Here is a 25,904-nt window from a genome sequence, read left to right on the forward strand (position 1 = left end):
GACCAGGGCGTCAAAGGAGACACCGGAGCTCAAGGAATTCAAGGTGTAACTGGTGCGACAGGAGCCAAGGGTGACAAAGGTGACAAGGGTGATTCTGGAGCCACGGGGGCTACCGGAGCAGCAGGTGCCGACGGTGCCAAAGGAGATACAGGTGCAACCGGAGCTCAGGGTCCGACCGGTCTAACTGGTGCAAAGGGTGATACTGGAGCTCAGGGACCAATTGGACTTACTGGAGCAACCGGTGCTACTGGAGCTAAAGGCAACACCGGTGCTACTGGTGCTCAAGGAATCCAAGGTATACAAGGAGCAACTGGTGCAACAGGGGCCAAGGGCGACACTGGTGCCAAGGGTGATACAGGAGCTACTGGAGCTACTGGAGCCACGGGTGCAACAGGTGCAGCTGGAGAAAGTGAATCTGGAGGCGGATTTATCCGAGCCATTAGATCTACCAATACAAGTACCACTTTAACAGCTAATGATTACACCCTAATTGTTAAAGGAGATGATGATACCATTTCATTTCCTGCAACTCCTGAAACAGGAAGGGTTTATATTATAAAGGTTTTGGAAAAAGCCGAAGATAATGAAACAAACATTAATTATATTAATGAAAAGGGTGAAGCAGATAATGATTTGAAGGAAAAAAAGATATACTGGTTTCAATATGACGGCACCAATTGGCAACAAATAAGCAAGGATTAGGATAAATCAATATTTATAAGAAGCTAAATTTATTGGGCAACCTAAATTAAAATTCGAACAGAAAGCATAATTCGAAACATGAATATTATCAAACACATAATGGTAAACTGTATTTTTTGGGCTGTTGCGTTGGCACCGGCCCAAGATGCAGTGCATAATTATGGTAATATTCAAATCCATGAAACTGCCATGGTGGGTTTCCATATGGACGTAATCAACGATGGTACCTTTGATGAAAATTTAGGTTTGGTAGGCTTTTATAACGACAACAACCCTTTGACAATTTCCGGGGCCTTTACCCCTGTTTTTTATGATTCCGAGGTAGCTGTAAATGACGGACTTTATCTGGAAACAAGCGTAGGGATACTGAACAATTTCAACTTTATACAGGGCAACGTGTTTACGCCCAGGAATCGCTCCAATGTTTTCCTAAACTTTTCCGATGATTCATTTTATGTCGGCGAGGGACACAATACCAAAATTGATGGTTACGGGGCTATTGCAAATAAGGATACCTTTACATTTCCCGTAGGGGATGATGACCGTTTGAGGCCATTGACCATGACTTCGGAAAGCGTAAATGTGCTGGCCAAATGTGCCTATTTCTTTGTTGCCCCGGATAACCAAACCAGTTTCAATGAAAATTTCAATACGGACGCAAGGGACTTTAATGTGGCTGCTGTAAGCAAGCAGGAATTTTGGCGTTTGGAGGGGGATTCACCAAGCATAGTAACATTAAGCTGGGATGACCGGAGCAATATTGGCAATCTTGGGGAGTATATCAGCGACCTAATAGTAGTAGGATGGAGCAAAAGTCAACAAAAATGGGTCAACCTGGGGAATTCTGCATTGGAAGGGGAATTTTCCTTCGGATCATTAAGCTCGGATACCTTTGTTCCAAATGATTACGACATAATTACAATTGGTGGAGCTCTTGATCTAAATGAAAGCCTTACCACTATTGAATTGGGCAATTATTTTTTAACGCCCAACGGTGATGGCACAAACGATTACCTTGTAATTGATGGTATAGAGAAATCTCCCAACAATCTACTTCAAATCTTCAATAGATATGGTGTGTTGGTATACTACAAAGAAAACTACAGGGATGAATTTGAAGGCATCTCCAACAGAAATATGTTGGTCAAGGGAGATATAGGACTGTCCTCAGGAGTATATTTTTACATTATAACCCTGAACGATATTAAAATAAAACATCAGGGCTATTTGTACCTATCGCAAAATTCGCAGAATTAATTTAGAGCATACACTTCCATATCTTTATTAATTGCGGACTTTTACTGTGGTTCCTACAACAGCATGTATTAGCTGTTCTAGGAAAAGGCTCCCCTTCTACCCCTTATACTTAACAGTAATTCCTCTCTGGTCGGAACCAAATCTTATAGAATTTAAGTAACTTTATACTTTCAATTTCATTCATACGTCCCAAGTTATATGGATAAATACCCATACAATATAAAACGTGGCAGTATTTTTGGTGTAATTGGAATAATTGGATTGCTCATAATTAAATAATTGGTACCCTATGCAAAGAAGATCTTTTATAAAAAAAAGTAGCTATACCGGTCTGGCCCTTTCACTATTGCCAGGCCTAACTCTCTCCCAAGAAACAGCATATTCCGTAGCCGAATTAATGGGCAAAGTGGATATTGAACTTTTTGGCAAGGACATCAACCTAAGAAAGGAAGCCCATGACGCCTTTGTAGAGATGAAAAGAGCGGCCTATAGCGAGGGTATGGACCTAAAGATTGTATCTAGCTATCGAAATTTTTATCGTCAGGAAGGTATTTGGGAACGTAAGTATTTACAATATACCGAGGAAAAGGGGATGACCAAATTGGGTGCCATTGAAAAAATTATAGAATATTCTACTATTCCTGGTACCAGCAGACATCATTGGGGCACAGATATAGACATCATTGACGGCTATCCAAAAACCACTGGAGATGTTTTGGTACCCGAAAAATTTGAAGAAGGCGGCCCTTTCGCCCTTTTAAAAAAATGGATGGACGACAATGCCAACAAATATGGTTTCTATTTGGTATATACCGATAACCCCAAAAGAAAGGGATTTAAATACGAACCATGGCATTATAGCTATGCCCCTATTTCCATCCCCATGCTGAAGACCTTTAGAAGAAAAAATATTTTTAAACTTCTATTGGAAGAAGATATCATAGGGAAGGAAAACTTCACCTCGGGATTTCTAAAAGGCTATATTCAGAACAATATTTTAGATATAAACCCGGACCTCTTATAATTAGTTTTTGTAATTTCATAACTATGCCATAAAAACACAGATGAGAAGAGGTAGTTGGAAAATTAGGATATTCATAGGCTTGGCAATTGTGGCCTTCGCTTTCGTACAGCGCTGCAATAACAAGGAGGAAAACCCATATACCGGGAGGGTCCAGAACATAAATATGAGTACGGAGCAAGAAGTGGCCATTGGCCTGCAAAGTGCTCCCGAAGTGGCCCAGCAATATGGCGGCCTATATCCTGATGAACGATTACAGTCTTTTGTAGATCAGTTGGGCAATAAATTGGTAAATAACAGCATTGCTAGGGAAACACCATATAAATATGACTTTCATTTATTGGCAGATGAGCAAACCATCAATGCCTTTGCCTTGCCGGGCGGACCCGTATTTGTTACCTATGCCCTCTTCTCCCAACTGAACGAAGCCCAACTGGCAGGAGTATTGGGCCATGAGATAGGGCATGTAATTGGAAGGCACTCCGCTGAAAGGATTGCGGACAGTAACTTTTGGCAGACCGTAAGCATGGGAGCTTCCGTTGGTGCCGATGCCGGTGGAATTGTCAATAGCATTGGCCAAAACACCCTACTGACCAATGGCCGGGACGATGAATTGGAAAGCGATGAATTGGGAGTACTTCTTATGATGCAATCTGGCTACGACCCCTACGAAATGATCAAGGTGATGGAAATTTTAAAAGCCGCAGCCGGACCCAATAGAGTACCAGAATTTCAGAGTACCCATCCTGACCCCGAAAATAGAATTGAACGGATAAAAGATGCCATTCAGCGAATTAAAGGGCAACAATAGCCATTTTTCCTTTCCAAGATTAGCATTTAGACGTATAATTAGTATATTGCATCGATTCCAAATCTTATTACCCACACAAATTTAACCCTTATAGCTTTGATTTACAATCCTTTAAATGAGACTATATGGGAACTTTATTACATTTTAAGAACATTTATTTAGCGGCATTCGAAAATTGTAAACCAGAAATTGCGGTAGTATTTTTAAAGATCTACTCCGTATTCTGCGTGGCAATGCTATCCATGGCTATCTATGCATTATTATTTAGGGCCTTTACTGGATTTGAATTCTAGAAAATTGGATTTGCTCTTTTACCTGAACACTATAAAAGCAAATTGTAGTAATAAAAAAACCTATCGAAAATTATCGATAGGTTTTTTTTAATGCACTGGCAACAACTATTTCTTCTGTAGACTAGCGTTGATTACTTCCAGAGCCTCTGTGGCATTGGATAGTTCGGCATGTTTTTTTGCGTTGTAACCATTGTCGCACTTAATTTTAAGATCGGCGCCATTGGCAATAAGAAGCTCAAGAATTTCAACCTTGTTGTAACGCGCAGCAAAAATGGCAGGTGTTTTTCCCAAAGATTTTTGATTAACATCTTCCCCTAGCTCAATTAATCGCTTAACGGTATCAATGTCCCCCTGAACAATTGCTTTGCAAAAGGAACTTAATTCCCCTGGCCTAACCATTAATACCGATTCACTTGGGGTGTAAATGTCATTACTACTCTCGGCGCGAACGCCTGCAACCATAAACAATAATGCCATGGCGACTGTTAAAATTGTTTTTCTCATGATGAATAAGATTAATTAGTGATTATTGATTACCCTAACAGACTCAATTCCGTTACATTTGTTTCACTTTTTTTCAATAAATAACAAAATTTTAACAAAATGCCATCTTCTAGTCCACCATCTAAAAAAAATCCTTGGAGCGATTTAAAATTTTCGAAAAAGCTGTCCCAAATTCTAGCAATCCATATACAATAGTTTTATTTTTGACACTAACAACAAACATAACATGAACAAGAAAGTAATTTTGATGATTTTGGATGGATGGGGCAAGTCCCCAGACCCCAAGGTCTCCGCCATAGAAAATGCAAACACGCCTTTTATAGACTCATTATATACCAAATACGCCAATTCCAATCTTCTTACCGATGGAATGAATGTAGGATTACCGGAAGGACAAATGGGCAATAGTGAGGTAGGCCACATGAACCTTGGGGCCGGCCGAATTGTATACCAAGATTTGGCAAAAATAAACTTGGCTATCGAACAGGATACCTTAAAGGATGAACAGGTGCTAAAAGATGCGCTGCTTTATGCCAAAAATAATGATAAACCGGTCCATTTTTTGGGCTTACTAAGTGATGGCGGTGTACATAGTCACACCTCACACCTCAGAGGGCTTATTGATGCCAGTGAAAGTTACGGCCTTAAAAACACCTTTATACATGCCTTTACCGATGGTAGGGACGTAGACCCTAAAAGTGGAATTGGATATGTAGAAGCATTAAATAAATATTGCTCCGATAAGAATGCAAAGTTGGCCAGTGTTATTGGACGGTACTATGCCATGGACAGGGATAAAAGATGGGAACGGGTAAAATTGGCCTATGACCTTTTAGTAAATGGTGAAGGGCAAAAAACAGCTAATATTGAAGAATCCATATTGGCCAGCTATGAATCCGGTATTACGGATGAATTCCTAAAACCTTTATTGGTCACTGATGATCAAGGATCCCCTTTATCGTTAATTAAGAATGGGGATGTAGTTATCTTTTTCAATTTTAGGACAGACCGTGGCAGGGAGCTTACCCAAGTGCTTAGTCAAGAAGACATGCACGAACTTAACATGCATAAATTGGATCTCTATTATGTAACTATGACCAACTACGATGATTCCTATAAGGGAGTAAAAGTAGTTTATGACAAGGATAATATTCGTGAAACCTTGGGAGAAACCTTGGCCAAAGCCCACAAAAAACAAATTAGAATTGCGGAGACCGAAAAATATCCACATGTCACCTTCTTCTTTAATGGTGGTAGGGAAATTCCTTTTGAGGGGGAAGAACGAATTCTATGTCCGTCACCCAAAGTGGCTACCTATGACTTAAAGCCAGAGATGAGCGCCTATGAGATTAGGGATGCCATAATTCCCGAGTTAAAAAAAGGAGAGGTAGATTTTGTTTGTCTCAATTTTGCCAACCCCGATATGGTTGGGCATACCGGAGATATGCAAGCTGCAATAAAGGCCTGTGAAACTGTGGATAGTTGTGCAGAATCCGTTATTAACGCGGGTCTGAAAAATGGATATACTACTTTGGTCATTGCCGATCACGGAAATTGCGAGACCATGATAAATCCGGACGGCAGCCCAAATACGGCACATACCACTAATCCAGTCCCCCTGATTTTGGTAGATAAGGAATTGAAGAGTATAAAAGACGGTGTTTTAGGTGATATTGCACCAACCATTCTTAAACTAATGGGGGTTCCACAGCCCGCCTTAATGACAAGAAAACCCTTGGTATAATTATTTTTCACCTTTCTATGTATTTGCAAATACCTGCAAACGTGTAGTTTTAAAAGTATTGTTTTACCTTTGCATTCTATGATTAAGATCAAGACTTTAGAAGAGATAGAATTAATGCGCGAAAGTGCATTGATCGTGAGCAAAACCTTGGGAATGTTGGCCAGTGAAGTAAAGCCTGGGGTTACCACCTTGCAGTTGGACGGCATGGCCGAAACATTCATAAGGGATCACGGCGCAGTTCCTGGCTTCTTGGGATTGTACGATTTTCCCAATTCCTTGTGCATGAGTCCCAATGCCCAAGTGGTGCATGGAATTCCCAACAACACTCCTTTGGTTGAAGGTGATATTATCTCTATAGATTGTGGAGCCTTTAAAAACGGATTTCATGGGGATCATGCCTACACCTTTGAGGTGGGGGAAGTTGATGCCGAAACAAAAAAACTGTTACAGGTCACCAAAGAATCCCTCTATGTAGGAATTCGTGAATTTAAGGCCGGGAATCGTGTTGGAGACGTAGGTTATGCCATTCAACAATATACCGAAAGCCAAGGTTACGGCGTGGTAAGGGAATTGGTCGGTCACGGATTGGGCCGGGAAATGCACGAAGATCCTGAAATGCCCAACTATGGCAAACGTGGACGGGGCAAAAAATTTGTGGAAGGTATGGTAGTGGCCATAGAGCCCATGATTAATTTGGGTACCAGAAGAATAAAACAATTAAAAGATGGTTGGACCATTCTAACGGCAGATAATAAACCCAGCGCACATTTTGAACATGATGTTGCCATCATAGATGGGAAGCCGGAGATATTGTCCACCTTTGCCTATATTTATGAGGCATTGGGTATACAAAGTGACGAGGAAGATGAGTTCCGTCAAAAAGCACTGGTACTATAACTTAAAGTTGGTTTATCCAGCCTGTTATCTGTTTTAAGACTAAATTCTTTATAGGTCAAAGTTTAGGACTGTGACATATACTTTTAAGTAATTAAAAATTACCACAATAAAATTCTCAGTGAATTTCCTTTATTACCATGGTCAATCCAGTGAACCACTTTGAAAAAATTATTTAAATATATCTTAAACACCATCCCCAGGCCAATACTTATAAAACTAAGTTATTGGGTGCGTCCCCTTATGGCGTTTAGCATGAAGGGCGATCGTTACACTGATCCCATAGATGGAAAAAAATTCAAAAGCTTTCTCCCCTATGGCTACGAACATCCTAGGGAAAATGTGCTATCGCCCTCTACCCTATCCTTGGAACGACACCGATTATTATGGCTTTATTTAAAAAATGAGACCAATTTTTTTACGGACAAACTTAAGGTATTACATTTTGCACCTGAACAGGCCTTTTACACAAGATTCAGAAATCTAAATAACATTACCTATACTACTACGGATCTAAATTCGCCCCTAGCGGATGTAAAAGCGGATATTTGCAACCTGCCTTTCACCGATAATTCTTTTGACGTAATATTTTGTAACCATGTTCTGGAACACATTCCCGACGACAATAAAGCAATGCAAGAATTGTACAGGGTACTAAAACCCGGAGGATGGGGCATTTTTCAAATTCCACAAGACCTTAACAGGGCCGACACCTACGAGGATAATAGTATTACGGACAAAAAGGAAAGGGCAAAAATATTTGGACAGTACGACCATGTCCGTATTTATGGCCGCGATTATTTTACAAAGCTAAGATCAATAGGCTTTAAGGTAGATGAAGTTGATTATACCAAAAAACTATCGCCTGCCGAAGTAGACAATTATCGATTGGCAAAAGGAGAGATTATTCCCTTGGTATCCAAATAACTACTCCAGGATATTTTCCTTAAATCCGTTCGTCATATATTCCAAAACATTCCCCTCTGAATCCAAATAAATTATATAGCCTTCCAATTCTTTATGTTGGGCCAATATTGACTTTGTTTTCTCCAGATCCATAGCCATAAAAGAAGTTGCAAAAGCATCTGCAGTGGCACAATCATTTGCCATTACACTGGTAGCCAAAATATTTGAATTCTTTGTATATCCAGTTTTAGGATCTATAGTGTGGACATACTTGGCGCCAGTTTCGGGATCAATTTTAAATTTTCTATAATTTCCTGAGGATGCCATGGCAATGTCTTTCATATACAAGGTTCTTTTGTAGGTTCTACTTTCCTCCATCATGGGATCATCAATGGCCACAACCCATTTTTTCTCCTTGAGCCTGTTTTCTCCTTGGGCCACCAGCTCCCCTCCTACCTCGATTAAAAAATCGGTAATGCCCTTATTTCTCAACAAAACTGCTAGACGGTCTACCGCATATCCTTTGGCTATGGCATTAAAATCGAAATATATAGCAGGATCCTGCTTTTTAATCCTATTATCCGAATTAATGGCCACTTTGTTAAATCCTACGTAATCCAAGAGGCTATCTACCTTAATACTATCCATTTCCAACTCGGTTCCGGGCCCGAAACCCCAGGCATTCACCAATACGCCAACGGTAGGATCAAAATAACCATCCGTAGCTTCAAAAACCTTTCCCGAAAGTTCAAAGACCTCCCTAAACATTGCGTCTACCACAATAGTAGAATCTCCCGCGTTTATTCTCGAGATATCGGAAGTAGGTATATATGTAGACATCGATTGATTTAAATCTTGAAAAAGGGAATCAATTTCCTGTTCAAAATTCAATTCCGTGGTCGCCAAATAAGTAATGTTATAAGAAGTTCCCAAGGCCGATCCAGAACTTACATTCTTTACCCATTTGGATTCATTGGTCCTACATCCTGCACATGCCAGAATCAAAAAAAATATCCCTAAACGTATACCACTATATTTTAATAAGTCCGTCATATTCCAATATATAAGCTTCATTAAGATAAACCGGTAGATTCCTATCCTCTGCATTGTATAGACCTACACCGGCATAATAGGCTTCTCCGTTTTGGGTCAGGGCGTGATCCTTAATTTTTTGCATTAGGGCCATATCGTATTCCCTTGGATCCTTTGGATGCGTAATACTCCGCACCACAATAAAAAATAATTTTTTATCCTTAAGACAAACAAATTGAGGGTTTCTTTTGGGCTTACTATTGACCCCCATAAACTCGAATCCCTCAGCCTCCAATTGTTTTCCAACAATATTCATGGCCAAATTATGCAATTCCTGTTCCGTTAAGGGCGTACTCATTATCTATATTTTAAATTCCTAAGCCAAAAATAAATCTTGGCATTCTTAAAAAATTGCTCAAAAAAAAGACCTGTCAGGTTTTGAAAACCTGACAGGTCTATAATTAGACCATCAAGGTCTTGGAAATCCCGAAGGTTATAAATTAACCTCCAAAATCATCAAATCTAATATGCTCATCAGGAATACCGAAATCTTCTCCCATTTTTTGAACTGCCTTGTTCATCAATGGCGGTCCACAGAAGTATAGTTCAATATCTTCCGGAGATTCGTGATGGTTCAAGTAATTTTCTATTACACAGTTGTGTATAAATCCTACGAAACCGTCACCTGGTGCATCAATATTCTCCTTAACTTTCCAGTTATCTTCTGGTAAAGGCTCAGATAGTGCCAAATAGAACTTGAAGTTTGGAAACTCCTTTTCAAGTCTATAAAAATGATCTAAATAAAACAATTCACGTTTAGACCTACCACCATACCAATAGGTAACTTTTCTGTTGGTCTTTAAAGTGTTGAACAAGTGATAAAGATGTGAACGCATTGGAGCCATTCCAGCACCACCACCAACATACAACATCTCAGAATCCGATTCGTTGATAAAGAACTCGCCGTAAGGTCCGGAAATCACAACAGGATCTCCTTTTTTCAAATTGAAGATATAGGAAGATGCAATCCCTGGATTAACATCCATCCAACCATTTTTAGCTCTATCCCAGGGCGGAGTAGCAATACGTACGTTCAACATAATTTCCCTTCCTTCAGCAGGATAAGAGGCCATAGAATAGGCTCTTTCCACTGTTTCTGGGTTTTTCATGACCAACGGCCATAGGTTAAACTTATCCCATTCTGCCTGAAACTTATCTGGGGTTTCGTGCTCTTCAGGATGCGCAGTGATATCCATTTCAGAGAACTTAACCTCACAGGGAGGAATCTCGATCTGAATATATCCACCGGCCTTATACCCCATATCTTCAGGAATTTCAACTACAAATTCCTTAATAAATGAAGCCACGTTGTAATTACGTACAACGGTTCCCTGCCATTTTTTAATTCCGAATACTTCCTCAGGAATAGTAATTTCCATATCCTGTTTCACCTTCACTTGGCAGGCCAAACGAGCGCCATGGTTCAATTCTTTTTTGGAAAAATGTGGTGTTTCCGTAGGAAGTGCTTCTCCACCTCCCGAAAGAACATGACATTCACACTGAATACAGGTTCCTCCACCTCCACAGGCAGAAGGAAGAAATATTTTCTGGTTTCCCAAAGTGGACAATAAAGATCCCCCAGAACTTACTTCAATTTTCTTTTCACCATTAATGGTTATGGTTACAGGCCCTGATGGTGATAATTTTTCCTTGGTAAACAGTAATAGTGCCACCAACAATAACAGTAGTATTAAAAAAGCAACTACCGTTATAACTATTGTTCCAATTGTACTTGTAGCTAATATCATTTTTACTCGTTTATTATAGCGTTGTTATAAGAAACCGTATTTTCTTTAGTCTCCTTAATTATTTTATCTTCCTCTACTTGTTGGGCCGTATTCTGCTCCACTTCCTTTGGAGCTTCATCACCGCCTGTCAACATACCGCCAAAACTCATAAAACCTATAGCCATAAGTCCAGTGATTATGAAGGTTATCCCAAGACCTCTAAGTGGTGCAGGAACATTGGAGTATCTAATTTTCTCACGTATGGCAGCAATGGCCAAAATAGCCAAGAACCATCCAATACCGGAACTAAGTCCATAATTAAAGGCCAATCCAAGAGTTTGGATATCTCTGGACTGCATAAATAATGAACCACCCAAGATGGCACAGTTCACCGCAATAAGCGGTAAAAATATACCTAATGAATTATAGAGTGCTGGGGAAAATTTTTCAACAACGATCTCTACCAATTGCACCATAGTCGCTATGGTAGCAATAAAGAGTATAAAAGATAAAAAGCTTAGATTATAATCAGCGTACTCAGGTCCTAACCAAGCTAAGGCCCCATCCCTTAAAAGATACTGATCCAACAACCAGTTTAGGGGTACCGTTACTGCCAATACAAAGATCACAGCTGCTCCAAGACCAACTGCAGTAGTCACTTTTTTAGAAACGGCAAGGTAAGAACACATTCCTAAGAACGTGGCAAATACCATATTATCTATAAATATGGATTTAAAAAATAATTCTACATGTTCTAACATAACATTCTATTCTTATGATGACTACTAGTTTTCTTCTATTAAAGCTTTGTTGCGTGAACGTTGTACCCAGATAATGAGCCCAACAACGATCAAGGCCATGGGGGACAACAACATAAATCCGTTATTCTCATAGCCAATGGCATATAAACCGGTTTTTTCTATGGGATCTCCCAAGACCTTAAACCCAAGTAATGTACCAGAACCCAATAGTTCCCTAAAGAATCCAATAATAATCAATATTAAACCATATCCGGCCGAGTTCCCTATACCATCCAAGAAAGACCTCCATGGTCCGTTTGCCAAAGCAAAAGCTTCAAAACGTCCCATAATAATACAGTTGGTTATGATAAGACCCACGAAAACAGAAAGCGTTTTGCTCAATTCATAAGCAAATGCCTTCAGCACCTGATCTACCATAATAACAAGGGCGGCTACAACCACCAATTGTACAATAATTCTAATTTTGGAAGGTATAATGTTCCGCATTAAGGAAATAACAACATTTCCCATGCCCAATACGAACATAACCGATAGGGCCATTACTATGGATGCCTTTAGTTCTGCTGTAATTGCCAATGCTGAACAAATTCCCAATACCTGAATGGTAATTGGGTTATTATCTGCCAAAGGGTCTAATATTAGACTCGTATCTTTTTTTGAAAGTAGTGCCATGTTTTAATTTTTAGCTCGTATTGATTCCAAGTAGGACTTATATAGGTTTACGCTTTCTTTGATCATCGCAGACAGACCGTTACCGGTAATGGTAGCTCCTGCCAATGCATCAACCTCATTATCATCTTTTATTTCGTTGGTAGGATCGTTATTTCCCTTGGCAACGGCTATACCGGCATATTCTGTACCGTTCAAAATGGATTCTCCCGTAAAGTCGTCCATAAAGTAACGTTGCTTGATATTGGCACCTAAACCTGGGGTCTCCCCTTTATGGTCAAAATACACGCCTTTTACCACCAAATTATTATCCAGGGCAACAAATCCCCATATAGCATCCCAAAGACCTTTGCCCCGCATAGGAATGATATAGTACTTGGAACCGTCCTTTTCACCAATAAACAAAGGTAATTTCCTTGTTTTACCAGCTTTGGCCTCTGTTTCCTGTTTTTTAAGATCTATTAGGTAGGCTTTGTCGTCTTTGGTAATCTTATCCCCTTCAATAACCAATTGCTCCGTGATATATTTTTCAAATTCACCCGCAACCTTATCGGTAGAAACAAAATTTACACTTCCTTCGTCCTGATTTTCGTTTACGCCCATGGCATAAAGAATATTCTGTTGTTTTTCCAGTCTTTCGTTCTCCTGTATCTTTTCACTGAGTGAAGACGCAAAAAATGCTAAAAGAGACCCTACTATTACCACCATAACGGCGGCGAAAATAACGGTGTAACTATTTTTATCTGTGTTAACTGCCATGATTATACTGTTTCTGCTTTTAATTCCTGAGCTTTTCCTTCACCGTCCCTAGGCAAAATAGTAGCGTTCTTAGCACGCTTCAATCTTTTATTTATATTCCCCCTAACCACATAGTGATCAATTGTTGGAGCAAAAACGTTCATCAACAAAATAGCCAAGAATACGCCTTCTGGGTAAGCAGGGTTGAAAACCCTGATCAATACCGAAATAAACCCTATAAAGAATCCATAATACCATTTACCCTTATTGGTCTGGGCACCGGTAACCGGATCGGTTGCCATGTACACAATACCAAAGGCCAAACCACCAACGATCAAATGCTGCCAAAAGGCAAAACTCATTAATCCGTAGAACTTGCTCGTCTCGGTTATCCAACCTGCATCGACCACTCCGTTAAAGATAAGTCCCATAACCAAGGCCCCTATTACGGCACTCACCATGATTCTCCAACTTGCAATCTTACTATAGATCAAGAATAGTCCGCCCAACAAAATTAGTATAGTAGAGGTTTCCCCAACAGATCCAGGAATAAACCCAAAAAACATATCTGAAACGGAATAAGACATTTCCGCCCCCTTACCTTGTGCCAAATAGCCCAAAATGGTTTCTCCGGAAATAGCGTCGGGACCACCGGCCAAATCCACCGCCTGGTGTACCCATACCTTATCCCCACTCATCCAAGTAGGATAGGCAAAGAATAAAAATGCCCTAATGGTAAGTGCAGGGTTCAAAATATTCATTCCTGTACCTCCAAACACTTCCTTCCCAATGACCACTCCAAATACTACGGCCACGGCCAACATCCATAATGGTGTATCAATTGGTACGATCAATGGCACCAACATACCGGTAACCAAATATCCTTCCTCAACCTCATGACCTTTAATTACAGCGAATAAAAATTCAACCGCAAGTCCAACGGCATAGGAAACGATTACCAAAGGCAGCACGGTCCATGCTCCCATAATGAAATTCTCCCAAGTTAGGAAGTTTCCAAACAAGGAAGCTTGTCTTACCACACCATTGACAGCATCCACAGCCGCATAGTGCTGATAACCAGCATTGAAAATCCCAAAAATAAGCACAGGCACCAAAGCCATGATTACCGTGTTCATCGTACGCTTCAAATCATCCACGGCACGTACATGGGAACCAGAATGTGTAGTTTCGTTGGGAGCGTACAAAAAGGTATGGATTGCATTGAATGCAGGAGCCATTTTCTTGCCCTTGTACTTCTCCTTTAGGTTATGTAAATTACTTTTTAAGCTCATCTTTTATCCTATTTCTTTATATAATAAATCCAACCCTTCCCTAATGATCTGTTGATGGGGTTGTTTAGAGATGCAAATAAATTCTGTAAGTGAAAAATCTTCGGGAGCAACTTCGTAAAGACCCAATTGCTCCATTTCATCCAAGTCCTTCACCATACATGCTTTTAGAAGTTGTAAAGGATAAATGTCCATTGGAAAAACTTCTTCATACAATCCAGTTACCACAAATGCCCTATGTTCACCATTGGTATTGGTATCCAAATCGTATTTCTTTTTGGGCTGTAACCAAGAGAAGGTCAAGGCCCTAGTTGAAGATATTTTATTAAAAACAGGCTTGTTCCAGCCAAAAAATTCATAATCATCACCTTCAGGAATTACACTTACGGTATTGTTATAATACCCTAAATATCCGTCAGGCTTTGCTTTGGAACCAGTAAGGACATCCCCATTGATCACCCTGAAATTTTCAGTATTCACACCACTGGCATATAGAAAGGTAGCTATTTCAGAACCTATTTTAGTAGTGTAATATTTAGGAGACTTAACGCTGGACCCGACAAGAGCCACAACCCTTTCAGGATTATATCTTCCCGTTAACAAAAGCTCCCCTATAATAACCAAGTCCTGCGGAGTAATTGTCCAAACCACTTCGCCTTTATTAATTGGATCTATTTTATTGATCTGGGTACCTACCAAACCAGCTGGATGGGGACCGGAAACATTATGTATTTCCGCACCTTCCATCTTGGAAAAAATAGACTGCCCACCTTTACCTACAGACACATGTACCTTTCCGGGAGTTAATTTCCCCAAAACAGTAATTGCTGCCTGAATTTCATTTTCCTTTCCCTTTAAGGCATAATCCAAATCGGCCGCCATAGGACTGGTAACATAAGCAGAGATGAATATGGACTTAGGGGTTACACTTGGGTTCGCAATTATATCATAAGGTCTTTGCTTGATAAAAGGCCAACACCCAGATTTTAAAAGCAACGCTTTAACCTCTTCAGCTTTTGCGCTTTTAGGGGATAAAGGTGCATGCGACACAAATTCTTGGCTTTTGTCCGCCAAAATTTTCAAGGTTAATATTTTTCTTCTTGCACCTCTCACTACCTCGATCAATTCTCCGCTTACCGGCGAAACAAAAAGCATGTCTTCCACATTTTTATTGAAAAAAAGTGGCTCTCCCGCCTTTACTTCAGCGCCTTGCTTAACTAATAATTTAGGTGTAATTCCGTGAAAATCCTGAAGATTAATCGCATAAACATTACTTAAAACAGCTTTGGAAGTAGTCTTTTCCGCATCACCAATAAGATTAATGTTCAAGCCTTTTTTAATTCGGATGTCTTTAGACATATTTAGTAGACCTTAGGTTATCAAAATTTCGAGCAAATTTAATACTTAATAAAAAGTTTTCATAATTATTACTTATAAATTTAGAGATTAAAACATGCTAATCCATTTAGGCTTGGTTTTTGCTTACCTTTACCTGAAAATATTACCAAATGAGATTGAATCTTTTTGCGCTTATACTGTTCATTTCCTGCCATTTTGCTTTTGCCCAGGTGCAGATGGAAATTAACCCTCCAACAAATATCAAAACAATTGTATTTAAAGGTGATACCGATGACCAATTTCCGGTCGTAAGCTTAGGAAGCCCAGTTTATTTGGAATTTGATGACCTTTTGGCCAACGAACAAGACTACTATTACAAGATAGTACATTGCGATTATGACTGGACACCATCTTCCCTTTTAAAGTCTCAATATCTAAACGGAATGGACAATGAGCGGATAGTGGATTACGCAAACAGCTACTCCACATTGCAACCTTATTCCAACTACAAGCTTACTATACCCAATGATAATACCCGATTAAAAGTTAGCGGCAATTACGTATTGGAGATTTACAACAGTTATAATGAGCTTCAATTTTCCAGAAGATTTATAGTGTATGAAGATCAGGTTGCTGTGGGCGGTGTAGTAAAACGTTCCAGGGATTTTACCTATTTAAATGAAAAACAAGTTGTACAGTTTACCATAAACGCCAATCAGGTGAAATTGGTAAACCCCAATAAGGAAGTAAAAGTTGCCATAATACAAAACAACCTATGGCCTACCACCATTACCAATATAAGCCCCCAATTTATACTGGGGTCGGAACTGGTGTATAAATATGATAAGGAAACCAGTTTTTTTGGAGGTAATGAATATTTTAATTTTGATACCAAAGACCTTAGGGCACCAAGTTCTTCCATTTCCCGGATAGAACTTACAGACCTTTACAACCACTATTTATTTATGGATTATTTTAGGGACGACCGGCCCTATACCTATTACCCCGATATTAACGGCGATTTTGTGGTCAGAACCTTGCAAGGAGATGACAGCTCCAGGGAGGCCGAATACAGTTACATACATTTTACCCTGCCCTACACAGCTAAAATTGGCTTGAACGATGTATATGTATTTGGAAAATACAATAATTACGCCCTTGATGAGGAAAACAAAATGACCTATAATGAAGATACGGGCAATATGGAGGCGGTTATAAAAATGAAACAAGGATTTTACAACTACAAATATGTAATGAAAAACAATGAAGGTGTTATTGACATGAACACTATTTCAGGAAATTTTCATTTTACGGAAAACAACTACCTCATCTTGGTATATTATCGAAATTTTGGCGATATCTACGATAGTATTATTGGGGTTGGCTCTGCAAATTCCCGTTCCATCACCAATTAACCTTTGTTTTAATCAGATTCTTTAAATCCCACATCCCCTTAAGTGGCCGTAAGGCATTATAGAATTGAAGGCCTGGGAATGCAACAGCCATAACGGATACATTCGAGATAAAAGTGGCCCTAAGGAAGATATTAACATTTGCTTAAACGTGTAAACAAAAAGTCTTATTATATTGCACCATCATAATTACGGGAATTACAACATAATCCCTCAACTATAATTAATAATGAACAGCATTCTTTACCCTTTTTGGAACAAAACCATTTTTACCCTACTTCTTTTCTTAAGCTTAACAACCCTAGCGCAAGAAACTAAACTCGACAGTATTCTTGAGGATTACCACAACCATCCGGAACAGGTCCTTGTTGCAGCCCATAGAGCTACAAATCCCAACTATCCGGAAAATTCTTTAGCGGCCATAGGCGAAAGCATTCGTATAGGGGTAGATATCGTGGAAATTGACATTAGAAAAAGTAAGGACGGTGAACTGGTAATTATGCACGACAAAACTATTGACAGAACAACTAATGGTACAGGAAAAGTGGATGATTTTACCCTTGCCGAGCTCAAGGAGTTCAAACTTAAGTTTGGAAATGATATTACAGATGAGCAGATACCTACTTTTGAAGAGGTACTAAAGCTTACCAAGGGCAAGATGCTATTGGATGTAGATTTTAAGCTTGAAGGAGAGGCGGCCGTAAGACAAACTTTTGACCTGATCGAAAAATACGGAATGGAAGACCAGATATTATTTTTCCTTTATGATTTTCCCGAAACCACACAGTATCAAAAATTGAACAAGGACATTAAAATAATGCCTAGGGCATATTCCAGAAAGGACATTAGGGCCATAAGGAAATTGGAAGATATTTCTATTATTCATATTGATGAGAGCTATTATAAAGACAGAACCATGCGCCGACTTATAAAATCTGGATACAGGGTATGGATCAATGCTTTGGGCAAGTATGATAGAATGGAAGCCGAAGAGAAAAATTCGGGTTTTGATGCGCTGTTGTCCCGAAAATACGTCAACGTAATCCAAACCGATTTACCCGAAGAACTTTTGAGCTATCTTAGATCCAAGAACCTACACCGATAAGGTGTATTATACTCAGGAATGAAATCCATTACGGGAAGAATCAAAATTTTATTTTATATACCCCTTTTCCATACCCACTGCCATTCCTGATAACAAGTTTATGGTTTTGGTCATCGAAATTCCAAGACACCTCCTTTTCCAATAGTTTTCCGTCCAGCGAAACCGATTCCGGGATGCTATTGGAATGAATCCTTAAAAGATGGGAGAATTTTGTTCCTTCCAGGGAAAGTTTCAAACTACCAGCTGTTTTCTTATAAGAAATTGTAGTTTTTCCCTTTGTATCCGTATGGTAATAAATAAAACTATTTTCACTTTGGGGATACACTAAGATGGTCGTAAAGCCGTCTGAATCCTCATTTCCCAATCCGGTATAGGATCGCTTGATATCCATAGGAACAATAGCCCCTTCCTTTATATAGACTGGAAATTCGTCCATTGGAAATTCCCGCTCAATATCCACCTCTCCTTCAATGGGTTCATTATCGTTAAAAAAGTATCTCCATTGACCCTTGGGCAGAGTAACAGTCCTTTTTTTGGAATCCTGATATATTGGAGCCACCAGAAAGTCATCCCCGAACATATAGTGATACTTCCCTTGTTTTAAGGGGGTCTGCAACCTTCTTCCCCCGTTATGGGCCGTAACCACATAGTGGTACATATAGGGCACCAATTCTGTATGCAACCAGGAAAACTTTCGTATTACCTCCAGCTCCTCCTCTGTTCTCTTCCAAAGTCGCCTTTCTCCATGGCCCCCGTTCATGAACAGACCGCAAAAAGTGGAAAATTGTGTCCAGCGCATATACAATCTTGGAGGAATCGTTTTCCCGGAAAACCCGGCCACATCAGACCCAACAATATTATATCCCAGTTCGGCGCTTTTTAGAATACTCTTTATAGCCGACTCATAACCTTGAATTCCATCCAAAGCTATGTCCACGTTTTCATTCCCGCTTTCCAAGATCATTTCATTGGTAACCCATTCGTGCTTCTGATCGCCTACCCAATTTACCGGGGAAGCATCAATGGGCGCAAAGCCTTCGGGATGAAACCCACGGTCTATAGATCGTGAAAGTGTAACGAACTCTGGATTTTGGGTAAGCCCATGTTGGTATTCATCCCTATAGTAATGGTCCATATAGGTTCTAGCGGTCATAATTCCCTTGGATGTCCGCTTATAGAATATTGGAATTGGACCAAGTTGGTTCCAAAAAAGGGTTGCGGTGCCATCCAGCTTCCATCCATCTATACCAAGATCAAAAACATTTTGTTGTAACCCCCGCCACCAATCCATGGCATTGTCATTGGTATAATCTATAAAGCCACCCTCTCCTTTCCACCATTTATTTGGCTTGTTGGATTTAACCAGAAAGTCATTATCCATAGCTTCCTGATACCAATCATTGGATTCCTTTATGTGAGTGTCTTTACTATAACTATTGACCATGGTGGTCATCCAAAGTACTACCCTATAATCATTGTCCTGAAGCTTTTTAAACCATTGTTCGGGTTTTTTATAGAGACTAGTATCAATTTCAAAATCATTATAGCGCAAAGACCAAGGGCTATCCAAAATAATGGTTCTAACGGGAATATCATTTTTTTTATACCCTACCAACAATTCGTCTACATAATCTGAAGTATTAACATCGTCTTCCCAAAGCCAACATTCCAATGCCCAAGGTGGGGTTAAAGGCGGATTTCCATGCCGCTGACTATTGAACGGCATTCCCCATACAGGGAAAATCCAATAGAAATAAGCGACGACACCTAAAGTCGCCAAAACCCAAGCAGCAATCTTTAGAGCCTTTCTTTTCAATTTGAATTCTTCATTTTTTTAAAGAATCTAAAATATATGGTTACCAGTGAATAGACCATAAAAATAGACCCTATGGTAAGCAGCATGGAACTGTATTCGGCGAATACTTTACTATAGCCCTTTACCGCATTGCCCCGAACCATATAATACAGACCCAGGACAATTAAAAACAGGGCGCTTACCATACCTGTCAGTGCCATTCTCTTATGCATGGGGATAAAATGTTCCCTTCTGTAATTCCAAAGCAATTGTAACAAAACCAACCATAAAGCCCAGGAGAGTACTTGCCAGAAATTGAGTGTCCTAAAATAATTCACCACAGTAATATAGGGTTGGAACAACAAATTTTCTCCACTATAAAAAGGTCGGTCTTGGTACATAAGTACCTTTACCCTACTCTGATCCCTACTTCTTAATATTTCCAAAATGGATTTTTCCTTTATCTCCGGATCCATTTGATGCCAATTTGGAATTTGGAAAGCATTCCATATGCCACATGCCCTACCGTATCCATGAAAATCAAGTCCGCCGATCATCAGAAGCTTGTTGCTCTCACAGAATTTTTTAAGATCATTAAATAAGGTTCGGTCATAATATAATTCCTTGCCTACATTTTCAATTTCAAAACCATCAGCACCTAGATCCTTATAAAACTCCTTATCATTTCCCTTACCGTCAAACCAATGATTAATTATTACAGCCCCTCCATGCTTATGCACCAAATTTACAATGAGGGAATCGGGTTTCCCCTTTGTTTCAAATTTTCCATTCAGTCCCAATAAACTCATATGATTGGAACCCGAATGTTCTTGACCAACCATGATTAAAGGTTCTAAGGGAAATTGATTATTTCTTTGTTTGGTTGAGAAGTCCAACGTTTTTTTGTGATTGGCATGATCTGTTATAAAAAAGGCATCGAACCCATTTCTTTTATGCCATGCCCACATTTTTTCTTGGGATATCAACCCATCATGACTAAATTCTGTATGGGCGTGACTAGTTACCAATATTTCATCCGAAGTGTTATTTACAATGGTATTATTAGGCAATCTAATGAAAAGGATAACGACAAAAACTGAAAAACAAATACCGATCAACAAAGGTAGGTTTCCTAAAAACCGCAATGCTGTTTGCCTTCTATAAGGAGCTGCCTCAACTTTAAAAATCTTGATCAGACTGAAGCATATATAAAAAACCAATATCCATAATAGGGTAATCGGCAATTCCTGTAGGGGATAAATAGAGCGATTAAAATATAGCAACAACCCCAATATTGGTTCAAAAAAAATCCTCAATACCGGGATATGTATATCGTATTCGGGAACGGTTTTCAGGGTAAGTGCATCAATAATATGTATATCCAAATGAAAAAAAAGTGCTAGGAAAGCGATAACCAAAATCGGAATTGCAACAAAAGACTTTTTCAACATTTTAATATTATCCATTACTCGAGGACTTCCAGACAAACCTCTTTAATACAAAAGGAAAAAAATTAACCAAGAAAACACAATAAGAGCTCCCTGGCAGACTTTTCAATGTACTGGATTATACTCATTTTTATAGTTAAATTGAGCTATATACTTTTTAATCCTATTTCGCTGTTCTTCCGTGAATCGGTCCAAAGGTTCCGCATTATGATCTTGACAAATACCCATGGCCATCAAAGCCGCTTTAGTACCTTTTATATGCCTTGAGGAATATTCCCCTACCTCATAAATTGTCCGGTGAACCATAATTACCTTATCCCGCAATAATTTTATTTTTTCCAAATTTTGATCCATTGCGGCCTCATATAAATCTACAAAAAGTCTTGGAAAAAAATTAGCTCCTCCGGCAACGGAGCCGTGACCCCCGTTCATAATGGTCTCTGGCAAAAACAGTTCGGTTCCTGCAATAATGGAAAAAGAAGGATCGCTCTTAAACTCTTCTATCAACATATAGAGATAGGTAAGATCTCCAGAACTATCCTTAATACCGATAGCCCCTAATTCCTTGGCCCTCTTCACAACGTCCATGGATAAATGAAGTTTTGTACAACTAGGCATGTTATACAACATAAATGGCAAGGGTAGCATTGGGACTAAATTCTCCAGATAATCCCCCATTTCTTCTTGGGCAATTGGAAAATAGTAGGGAGGTGCCACTACCAAGGCGTCCGCGCCAACTTTTTTGGCATGGTTTGCTATCTCCATTGTCCCATCAAAAGAGGTATCCGTAATCCCTACCAAAACCGGAACCTTTTTATTTACGATTCTACAGGTTTCGGTTATGAGCTGTTTCCTTACCGCATAACTAAGACTAGGGCCTTCCCCTGTAGTCCCTAAAATAAAAATGCCGTGGACACCGCCATTTATTAAATGATTTAATAGATTTTTTAACCCCACAAGGTCTAACTCCTTATTCTCGAGCAAAGGGGTTACCATGGGTGGTATTATTCCTTTTATATTCAATTTCATGATTGTATAATTAAAGGATTAGATTAAATAATGGAAATACCTACCGATGGACAAAAAGTTGTAATTATCAATTTCATAATGGTTGGTTTTTTAGGTTGTTTATGAATTTATATATGATCAACAATTCCGTAAATCCGATAATTGGACCTACTGCTACTAATTATATAAAACTTGATTTGCTGCTCTAACAAAATAAACTCAATTTAAAAACCCCTGCCACTACAATATTGTTTTAATTGCATTAAATTTTAACCTTATTTCTGAATAATTTAATTATATTAGTCCAATATTGTCAATATACCAAGCCATGGAATTTATTTTTGAAAAAATATTTGTACCCAACAAGCATTCATTTATATCAAGAAAATTACCCTTGGCATCAAATGCTAGAATTCATTCCCATAGGAATTTTGAATTAAATTTTATTACTTCGGGATCGGGCCGAAGAATTGTTGGCGACAATATTTCCGGATTTGAAAAAGGCGATCTGGTTCTCCTTGGGCCTAATTTGCCCCACTGCTGGGAAGCCTTGGATTTTGAAAAGGGAAATGACCCCTTTTGCATTGTTACCCACTTTTCGGAAGATATTATAAACTCCGACTTTTTTAGGATGCCAGAGCTGGAACAGGTGGTAGATCTTTTAAAGCAATCGAACACCGGACTCCGTTTTAAATTGGACAATGACAGCCACATTAGGCAAAGCCTTGAACGAATGACACAATTGGAAGGCTTGGAATATTATATTGAAATGCTTAAAATATTTAATTTTCTATTACAGATAGATGAACGGGAAAACCTATCCAATCCCAACAACAGTTCTGCAGTTTTCTCCAAGAATCTGGATAAAATAAATAAAGTATACGAATACGTTTTTCAAAACATACAGGAAGGCGTTAAATTGGAAGAAGCCGCTGCTGTATTGAATATGGCACCCAGTTCATTTTGCAGATATTTCAAAAAGAAGACAGACCTTACCTTTATGGAATATGTAAAAAGCGTTAGGGTTGGCATAGCTGCCAAATTGCTGGCGGAAACCGATAAGCAGATAACACAGATCTGTTTTGAAAGCGGGTACAACAATCTGGCCAATTTTAACCATTATTTTAAGCATATTATGGGCAAAACCCCCTCGGATTACCGAAAGACTTTTAGGTGATTTATGGTTGGCCCAGCCTCTCTATACCAAGTGATCGGCGCCTAATTTGGCCATGCAATAGGAACTGATCCACTTTTTTTTGCAATACAACAAATTCTCATTAAGCTTACCCTTCTACATTGAAAAAGAAGCATTGGATACATAAGTAACTATTGTTAAATTTTTCAACCTTCCGGCCCAGTGCCTTTAGGACAAAAGTTTCCAAGTGCTGCATTAGATTGGTGTTCCTTGGTTGCATACAGTTCGCCTTGAGTAAACCACCTATACTTTTCCAACTGAAGTGCGACCAAATACATTTATGACGAAGCCGAAAAGTACCACGACAAAAGAAATTAAACTTATTGGAGGCAGGCTCCCCTGCCATTTTGAAGGGCTGGTCCAAGTAGAATATCCCATAAAAACAAGATGTGTTCCCAACATGAACAACAGCCCCAACAGGAATTCCTTTGAAGTAATAATATTTATCAGTAGTTCTTTGTTTTTAGAGCGATTTCTAAAGCACCAGTGATATAGCCCCAATATCATGAAACTGGCCATACCCGCGAGCAAGCTAAAATTCCCTACGACCGACAAGGTATTATCGCTATCAAAAAACTTGGGATAGTAGTGGGGATTAAAAATCAAAAAACTAAGGAGTACATGAAATATGGTTAACAACAGACCTGATATCCCCAAGATTTTTCTACTTTCCAACCCAAAATTTAAAGCCCGAATTCCTAAATGAGTAAGTGGCCTAATAGAAAAACTTAAAGTTAGCAATACTATTGCGGCCAAGGACACCCCTTTGTTCAGAATAAATATTGGCACATCTTTCCATGCTACAGTTCCCACCACATTATACCTTAAGACCGCATAGCCCATAGAAATAATTAAAACAATCCAAATAATCTTCAGGTATTTTCTTTGTACGCTTTCCTCCATTAAAACCAATCCTCAATTTAATTCATAGGAAATCTATCCCTGTCCCCCAAGTCACCGTGTACGCTTATGGCTATCAAAGCCAGAATTGCAATTACACCAAGTACTATAATCAAATAAACAATCCATTTTTTACGGTCTACCTTATCTATTTCCGTATAGTTGAACTGCCCACTACCGGAACGGAGCAAAGCAAAAATCAATATAATATTCACTACATAAAGATGATGGTTAAGATGCATTTCTCCCCCAAAAATTCCCGTTACGGCATAGCTCATAAACGTATAAGCTATTAGCATGGTAAAAAATGTAATCGAAACATCTTTCTGCGAGTATTCTTCTTTTTTAAATCTCCAAAAGATGGATACCACCATTGCCAATAACACCAAAAGGACCATTATGGTACTCGTAGAGGCAATGGATTCTATATTGGGCAAACTCTCCAAACGTCTGGCAATATGGGACTGGGTCAATGATTCCCTGTAAACGATCAATGGAACAAAGAGCACCACAATAATTAGGGCGGACCAATTTTCCCATTTCGTAGCCTTTGTAGTTTCTTTAGGCCACTTGGAACTATACACCCCGTAAGCCATACCCGAGCCACCACAAAAACCGATGCAATATTCCATAACGTTCCACATGTTAAACGGTATTTCCCACGTATTTCCCAGTACCTGTAAAAAATTACCAAAACTAAAACCAATACCCCCGCCCAGCATAGCGTAAAAAGCCACCCTAATCGCCGAGTTTCTCTTTTCCCTGGCCATATACCACAACATGGCCAATCCGGCACCAAAACACACAGCCCAGGCCTCAGATCTCGGAGGTGTCATTTTAAAACCGATCTGCTCTATTAAAAAATAATAACTGATAATTCCTCCAACCGTCATTTCAGATAGCAAGGCTCCCCATCTTACCCTGTTTTCCTTAGTAGAATCCAGGGTTAAGCCTACTAGGCCTCCGCCCAATAAACCGAATAAACCTCCAATAACGAAAAGCATCCCCAAGCCGTAATACGCGTTAACAAAGTTATCGGCGAAACCATAGCCTACCACCATACCATAGCTGATCATTCCTCCGGCTCCCCAACCTACTGACGATGCCAAAGCCACCAACATCATTTTGTTATACCAATCCTTTCTGCCAGAAACCATGACCAGGGCCAGACCTCCTATTGCCCCTGCGAATGCAGCACCCTGCTCATGTCCAAACTGACCACGGATGGCCCAAGCTGTAGCGAGTGCCATCCCAACGATTAATATCGGTATACCTATTTTTTTTGTTTCCATGAC

Annotated in this window: 24 protein-coding genes and 1 pseudogene; 11 read left to right on the plus strand and 14 right to left on the minus strand. The window is 39.4% G+C overall.

What is annotated here, in order from left to right:
* From KO529_RS23540 to KO529_RS00025, 5 genes and pseudogenes are all read left to right on the plus strand, one after another.
* Positions 1-702: pseudogene (locus KO529_RS23540) on the plus strand (collagen-like protein); the annotation flags it as partial.
* 78 nt (positions 703-780) lie between these two features.
* Positions 781-1,959 carry a gliding motility-associated C-terminal domain-containing protein gene (locus KO529_RS00010; protein WP_252734266.1) on the plus strand — a complete coding sequence of 393 codons (1,179 nt, stop codon included), beginning with the start codon at positions 781-783 and terminating at the stop codon, positions 1,957-1,959.
* Positions 1,960-2,248: 289 nt separating this feature from the next.
* Positions 2,249-2,983, plus strand: coding sequence for a M15 family metallopeptidase (locus KO529_RS00015; protein WP_215945903.1), 735 nt, complete (start codon positions 2,249-2,251; stop codon positions 2,981-2,983).
* Between the two features lie 40 nt (positions 2,984-3,023).
* Positions 3,024-3,791 (plus strand): M48 family metalloprotease, encoded by a 768-nt coding sequence (locus KO529_RS00020; protein ID WP_215945904.1) that lies wholly within the window; start codon positions 3,024-3,026, stop codon positions 3,789-3,791.
* Positions 3,792-3,916: 125 nt separating this feature from the next.
* Positions 3,917-4,084, plus strand: coding sequence for a DUF6747 family protein (locus KO529_RS00025; protein WP_215945905.1), 168 nt, complete (start codon positions 3,917-3,919; stop codon positions 4,082-4,084).
* A gap of 105 nt (positions 4,085-4,189) precedes the next feature.
* Here KO529_RS00025 and KO529_RS00030 read toward each other — a convergent pair whose 3' ends face one another.
* Positions 4,190-4,588, minus strand: a complete 399-nt coding sequence (locus KO529_RS00030; protein WP_215945906.1) for an ankyrin repeat domain-containing protein — start codon at positions 4,586-4,588, stop codon at positions 4,190-4,192.
* Positions 4,589-4,814: 226 nt separating this feature from the next.
* Between KO529_RS00030 and gpmI the strand changes: the two genes are divergently transcribed.
* The 3 genes from gpmI (at position 4,815) to KO529_RS00045 (ending at position 8,153) form a co-directional block, all read left to right on the plus strand.
* Positions 4,815-6,332 carry a 2,3-bisphosphoglycerate-independent phosphoglycerate mutase gene (gene gpmI / locus KO529_RS00035; RefSeq protein ID WP_215945907.1) on the plus strand — a complete coding sequence of 506 codons (1,518 nt, stop codon included), beginning with the start codon at positions 4,815-4,817 and terminating at the stop codon, positions 6,330-6,332.
* Between the two features lie 78 nt (positions 6,333-6,410).
* Positions 6,411-7,229, plus strand: a complete 819-nt coding sequence (gene map / locus KO529_RS00040) for a type I methionyl aminopeptidase (protein ID WP_215945908.1) — start codon at positions 6,411-6,413, stop codon at positions 7,227-7,229.
* 159 nt (positions 7,230-7,388) lie between these two features.
* On the plus strand, positions 7,389-8,153 hold the full coding sequence (locus KO529_RS00045) for a class I SAM-dependent methyltransferase (protein WP_215945909.1): 765 nt from the start codon (positions 7,389-7,391) through the stop codon (positions 8,151-8,153).
* Here KO529_RS00045 and KO529_RS00050 read toward each other — a convergent pair whose 3' ends face one another.
* From KO529_RS00050 to KO529_RS00085, 8 genes are all read right to left on the minus strand, one after another.
* On the minus strand, positions 8,154-9,185 hold the full coding sequence (locus tag KO529_RS00050) for an FAD:protein FMN transferase (RefSeq protein ID WP_215945910.1): 1,032 nt from the start codon (positions 9,183-9,185) through the stop codon (positions 8,154-8,156).
* Positions 9,163-9,522: a Na(+)-translocating NADH-quinone reductase subunit F gene (locus KO529_RS00055; RefSeq protein ID WP_215945911.1), complete on the minus strand. Its 360-nt coding sequence runs from the start codon at positions 9,520-9,522 to the stop codon at positions 9,163-9,165. Before KO529_RS00055 ends, KO529_RS00050 begins: the two co-directional genes overlap by 23 nt.
* 142 nt (positions 9,523-9,664) lie before the next feature.
* Positions 9,665-10,972 (minus strand): NADH:ubiquinone reductase (Na(+)-transporting) subunit F, encoded by a 1,308-nt coding sequence (gene nqrF / locus KO529_RS00060; protein ID WP_072863475.1) that lies wholly within the window; start codon positions 10,970-10,972, stop codon positions 9,665-9,667.
* A 2-nt stretch (positions 10,973-10,974) separates the two neighbouring features.
* Positions 10,975-11,712: an NADH:ubiquinone reductase (Na(+)-transporting) subunit E gene (nqrE, locus tag KO529_RS00065; protein ID WP_215945912.1), complete on the minus strand. Its 738-nt coding sequence runs from the start codon at positions 11,710-11,712 to the stop codon at positions 10,975-10,977.
* Between the two features lie 24 nt (positions 11,713-11,736).
* Positions 11,737-12,384: an NADH:ubiquinone reductase (Na(+)-transporting) subunit D gene (locus tag KO529_RS00070; RefSeq protein WP_072863479.1), complete on the minus strand. Its 648-nt coding sequence runs from the start codon at positions 12,382-12,384 to the stop codon at positions 11,737-11,739.
* 3 nt (positions 12,385-12,387) lie between these two features.
* Positions 12,388-13,140: a Na(+)-translocating NADH-quinone reductase subunit C gene (locus KO529_RS00075; RefSeq protein WP_215945913.1), complete on the minus strand. Its 753-nt coding sequence runs from the start codon at positions 13,138-13,140 to the stop codon at positions 12,388-12,390.
* Between the two features lie 2 nt (positions 13,141-13,142).
* Complete coding sequence (locus KO529_RS00080; protein WP_215945914.1) at positions 13,143-14,411, minus strand: NADH:ubiquinone reductase (Na(+)-transporting) subunit B; 1,269 nt, start codon at positions 14,409-14,411, stop codon at positions 13,143-13,145.
* 3 nt (positions 14,412-14,414) lie between these two features.
* Positions 14,415-15,767, minus strand: a complete 1,353-nt coding sequence (locus KO529_RS00085) for a Na(+)-translocating NADH-quinone reductase subunit A (RefSeq protein WP_215945915.1) — start codon at positions 15,765-15,767, stop codon at positions 14,415-14,417.
* A gap of 149 nt (positions 15,768-15,916) precedes the next feature.
* On the opposite strand from KO529_RS00085, the gene KO529_RS00090 reads away from it, so the two are divergent.
* Both KO529_RS00090 and KO529_RS00095 read left to right on the plus strand, forming a co-directional pair.
* Positions 15,917-17,161 carry a DUF5103 domain-containing protein gene (locus KO529_RS00090; protein WP_215945916.1) on the plus strand — a complete coding sequence of 415 codons (1,245 nt, stop codon included), beginning with the start codon at positions 15,917-15,919 and terminating at the stop codon, positions 17,159-17,161.
* A 226-nt stretch (positions 17,162-17,387) separates the two neighbouring features.
* Positions 17,388-18,263: a glycerophosphodiester phosphodiesterase family protein gene (locus KO529_RS00095; RefSeq protein ID WP_215945917.1), complete on the plus strand. Its 876-nt coding sequence runs from the start codon at positions 17,388-17,390 to the stop codon at positions 18,261-18,263.
* A gap of 40 nt (positions 18,264-18,303) precedes the next feature.
* On the opposite strand, the gene KO529_RS00100 is transcribed toward KO529_RS00095, so the two are convergent.
* The 3 genes from KO529_RS00100 to KO529_RS00110 form a co-directional block, all read right to left on the minus strand.
* Positions 18,304-20,079 (minus strand): TIM-barrel domain-containing protein, encoded by a 1,776-nt coding sequence (locus KO529_RS00100; protein WP_215945918.1) that lies wholly within the window; start codon positions 20,077-20,079, stop codon positions 18,304-18,306.
* Positions 20,076-21,524, minus strand: a complete 1,449-nt coding sequence (locus tag KO529_RS00105) for a PHP domain-containing protein (RefSeq protein WP_215945919.1) — start codon at positions 21,522-21,524, stop codon at positions 20,076-20,078. The genes KO529_RS00100 and KO529_RS00105 overlap by 4 nt, the downstream gene beginning before the upstream one ends.
* Positions 21,525-21,611: 87 nt before the next feature.
* Positions 21,612-22,535: a dihydrodipicolinate synthase family protein gene (locus KO529_RS00110; RefSeq protein ID WP_215945920.1), complete on the minus strand. Its 924-nt coding sequence runs from the start codon at positions 22,533-22,535 to the stop codon at positions 21,612-21,614.
* Positions 22,536-22,842: 307 nt separating this feature from the next.
* On the opposite strand from KO529_RS00110, the gene KO529_RS00115 reads away from it, so the two are divergent.
* Positions 22,843-23,691, plus strand: a complete 849-nt coding sequence (locus KO529_RS00115; RefSeq protein WP_215945921.1) for an AraC family transcriptional regulator — start codon at positions 22,843-22,845, stop codon at positions 23,689-23,691.
* Between the two features lie 261 nt (positions 23,692-23,952).
* Here KO529_RS00115 and KO529_RS00120 read toward each other — a convergent pair whose 3' ends face one another.
* Together KO529_RS00120 and KO529_RS00125 are read right to left on the minus strand one after the other, a co-directional pair.
* A complete protein-coding gene (locus KO529_RS00120) occupies positions 23,953-24,612 on the minus strand; it encodes a hypothetical protein (protein WP_215945922.1) in 660 nt (219 codons plus the stop codon).
* A 17-nt stretch (positions 24,613-24,629) separates the two neighbouring features.
* A complete protein-coding gene (locus KO529_RS00125) occupies positions 24,630-25,901 on the minus strand; it encodes a hypothetical protein (RefSeq protein ID WP_215945923.1) in 1,272 nt (423 codons plus the stop codon).
* Between the last annotated feature and the right edge of the window lie 3 nt (positions 25,902-25,904).

This window comes from Arenibacter algicola (assembly GCF_018860365.1).
GTDB classification, from domain to species: Bacteria; Bacteroidota; Bacteroidia; order Flavobacteriales; family Flavobacteriaceae; genus Arenibacter; species Arenibacter algicola_B.

Coding starts and splice junctions, on each gene's coding strand:
- KO529_RS00010 (WP_252734266.1), top strand. CDS start 781: ATGAATATTATCAAACACATAATGGTAAACTGTATTTTTTGGGCTGTT.
- KO529_RS00015 (WP_215945903.1), top strand. CDS start 2,249: ATGCAAAGAAGATCTTTTATAAAAAAAAGTAGCTATACCGGTCTGGCC.
- KO529_RS00020 (WP_215945904.1), top strand. CDS start 3,024: ATGAGAAGAGGTAGTTGGAAAATTAGGATATTCATAGGCTTGGCAATT.
- KO529_RS00025 (WP_215945905.1), top strand. CDS start 3,917: ATGGGAACTTTATTACATTTTAAGAACATTTATTTAGCGGCATTCGAA.
- KO529_RS00030 (WP_215945906.1), bottom strand. CDS start 4,588: ATGAGAAAAACAATTTTAACAGTCGCCATGGCATTATTGTTTATGGTT.
- gpmI (WP_215945907.1), top strand. CDS start 4,815: ATGAACAAGAAAGTAATTTTGATGATTTTGGATGGATGGGGCAAGTCC.
- map (WP_215945908.1), top strand. CDS start 6,411: ATGATTAAGATCAAGACTTTAGAAGAGATAGAATTAATGCGCGAAAGT.
- KO529_RS00050 (WP_215945910.1), bottom strand. CDS start 9,185: ATGACGGACTTATTAAAATATAGTGGTATACGTTTAGGGATATTTTTT.
- KO529_RS00055 (WP_215945911.1), bottom strand. CDS start 9,522: ATGAGTACGCCCTTAACGGAACAGGAATTGCATAATTTGGCCATGAAT.
- nqrF (WP_072863475.1), bottom strand. CDS start 10,972: ATGATATTAGCTACAAGTACAATTGGAACAATAGTTATAACGGTAGTT.
- nqrE (WP_215945912.1), bottom strand. CDS start 11,712: ATGTTAGAACATGTAGAATTATTTTTTAAATCCATATTTATAGATAAT.
- KO529_RS00070 (WP_072863479.1), bottom strand. CDS start 12,384: ATGGCACTACTTTCAAAAAAAGATACGAGTCTAATATTAGACCCTTTG.
- KO529_RS00075 (WP_215945913.1), bottom strand. CDS start 13,140: ATGGCAGTTAACACAGATAAAAATAGTTACACCGTTATTTTCGCCGCC.
- KO529_RS00080 (WP_215945914.1), bottom strand. CDS start 14,411: ATGAGCTTAAAAAGTAATTTACATAACCTAAAGGAGAAGTACAAGGGC.
- KO529_RS00085 (WP_215945915.1), bottom strand. CDS start 15,767: ATGTCTAAAGACATCCGAATTAAAAAAGGCTTGAACATTAATCTTATT.
- KO529_RS00090 (WP_215945916.1), top strand. CDS start 15,917: ATGAGATTGAATCTTTTTGCGCTTATACTGTTCATTTCCTGCCATTTT.
- KO529_RS00095 (WP_215945917.1), top strand. CDS start 17,388: ATGAACAGCATTCTTTACCCTTTTTGGAACAAAACCATTTTTACCCTA.
- KO529_RS00105 (WP_215945919.1), bottom strand. CDS start 21,524: ATGGATAATATTAAAATGTTGAAAAAGTCTTTTGTTGCAATTCCGATT.
- KO529_RS00110 (WP_215945920.1), bottom strand. CDS start 22,535: ATGAAATTGAATATAAAAGGAATAATACCACCCATGGTAACCCCTTTG.
- KO529_RS00115 (WP_215945921.1), top strand. CDS start 22,843: ATGGAATTTATTTTTGAAAAAATATTTGTACCCAACAAGCATTCATTT.
- KO529_RS00120 (WP_215945922.1), bottom strand. CDS start 24,612: ATGGAGGAAAGCGTACAAAGAAAATACCTGAAGATTATTTGGATTGTT.
- KO529_RS00125 (WP_215945923.1), bottom strand. CDS start 25,901: ATGGAAACAAAAAAAATAGGTATACCGATATTAATCGTTGGGATGGCA.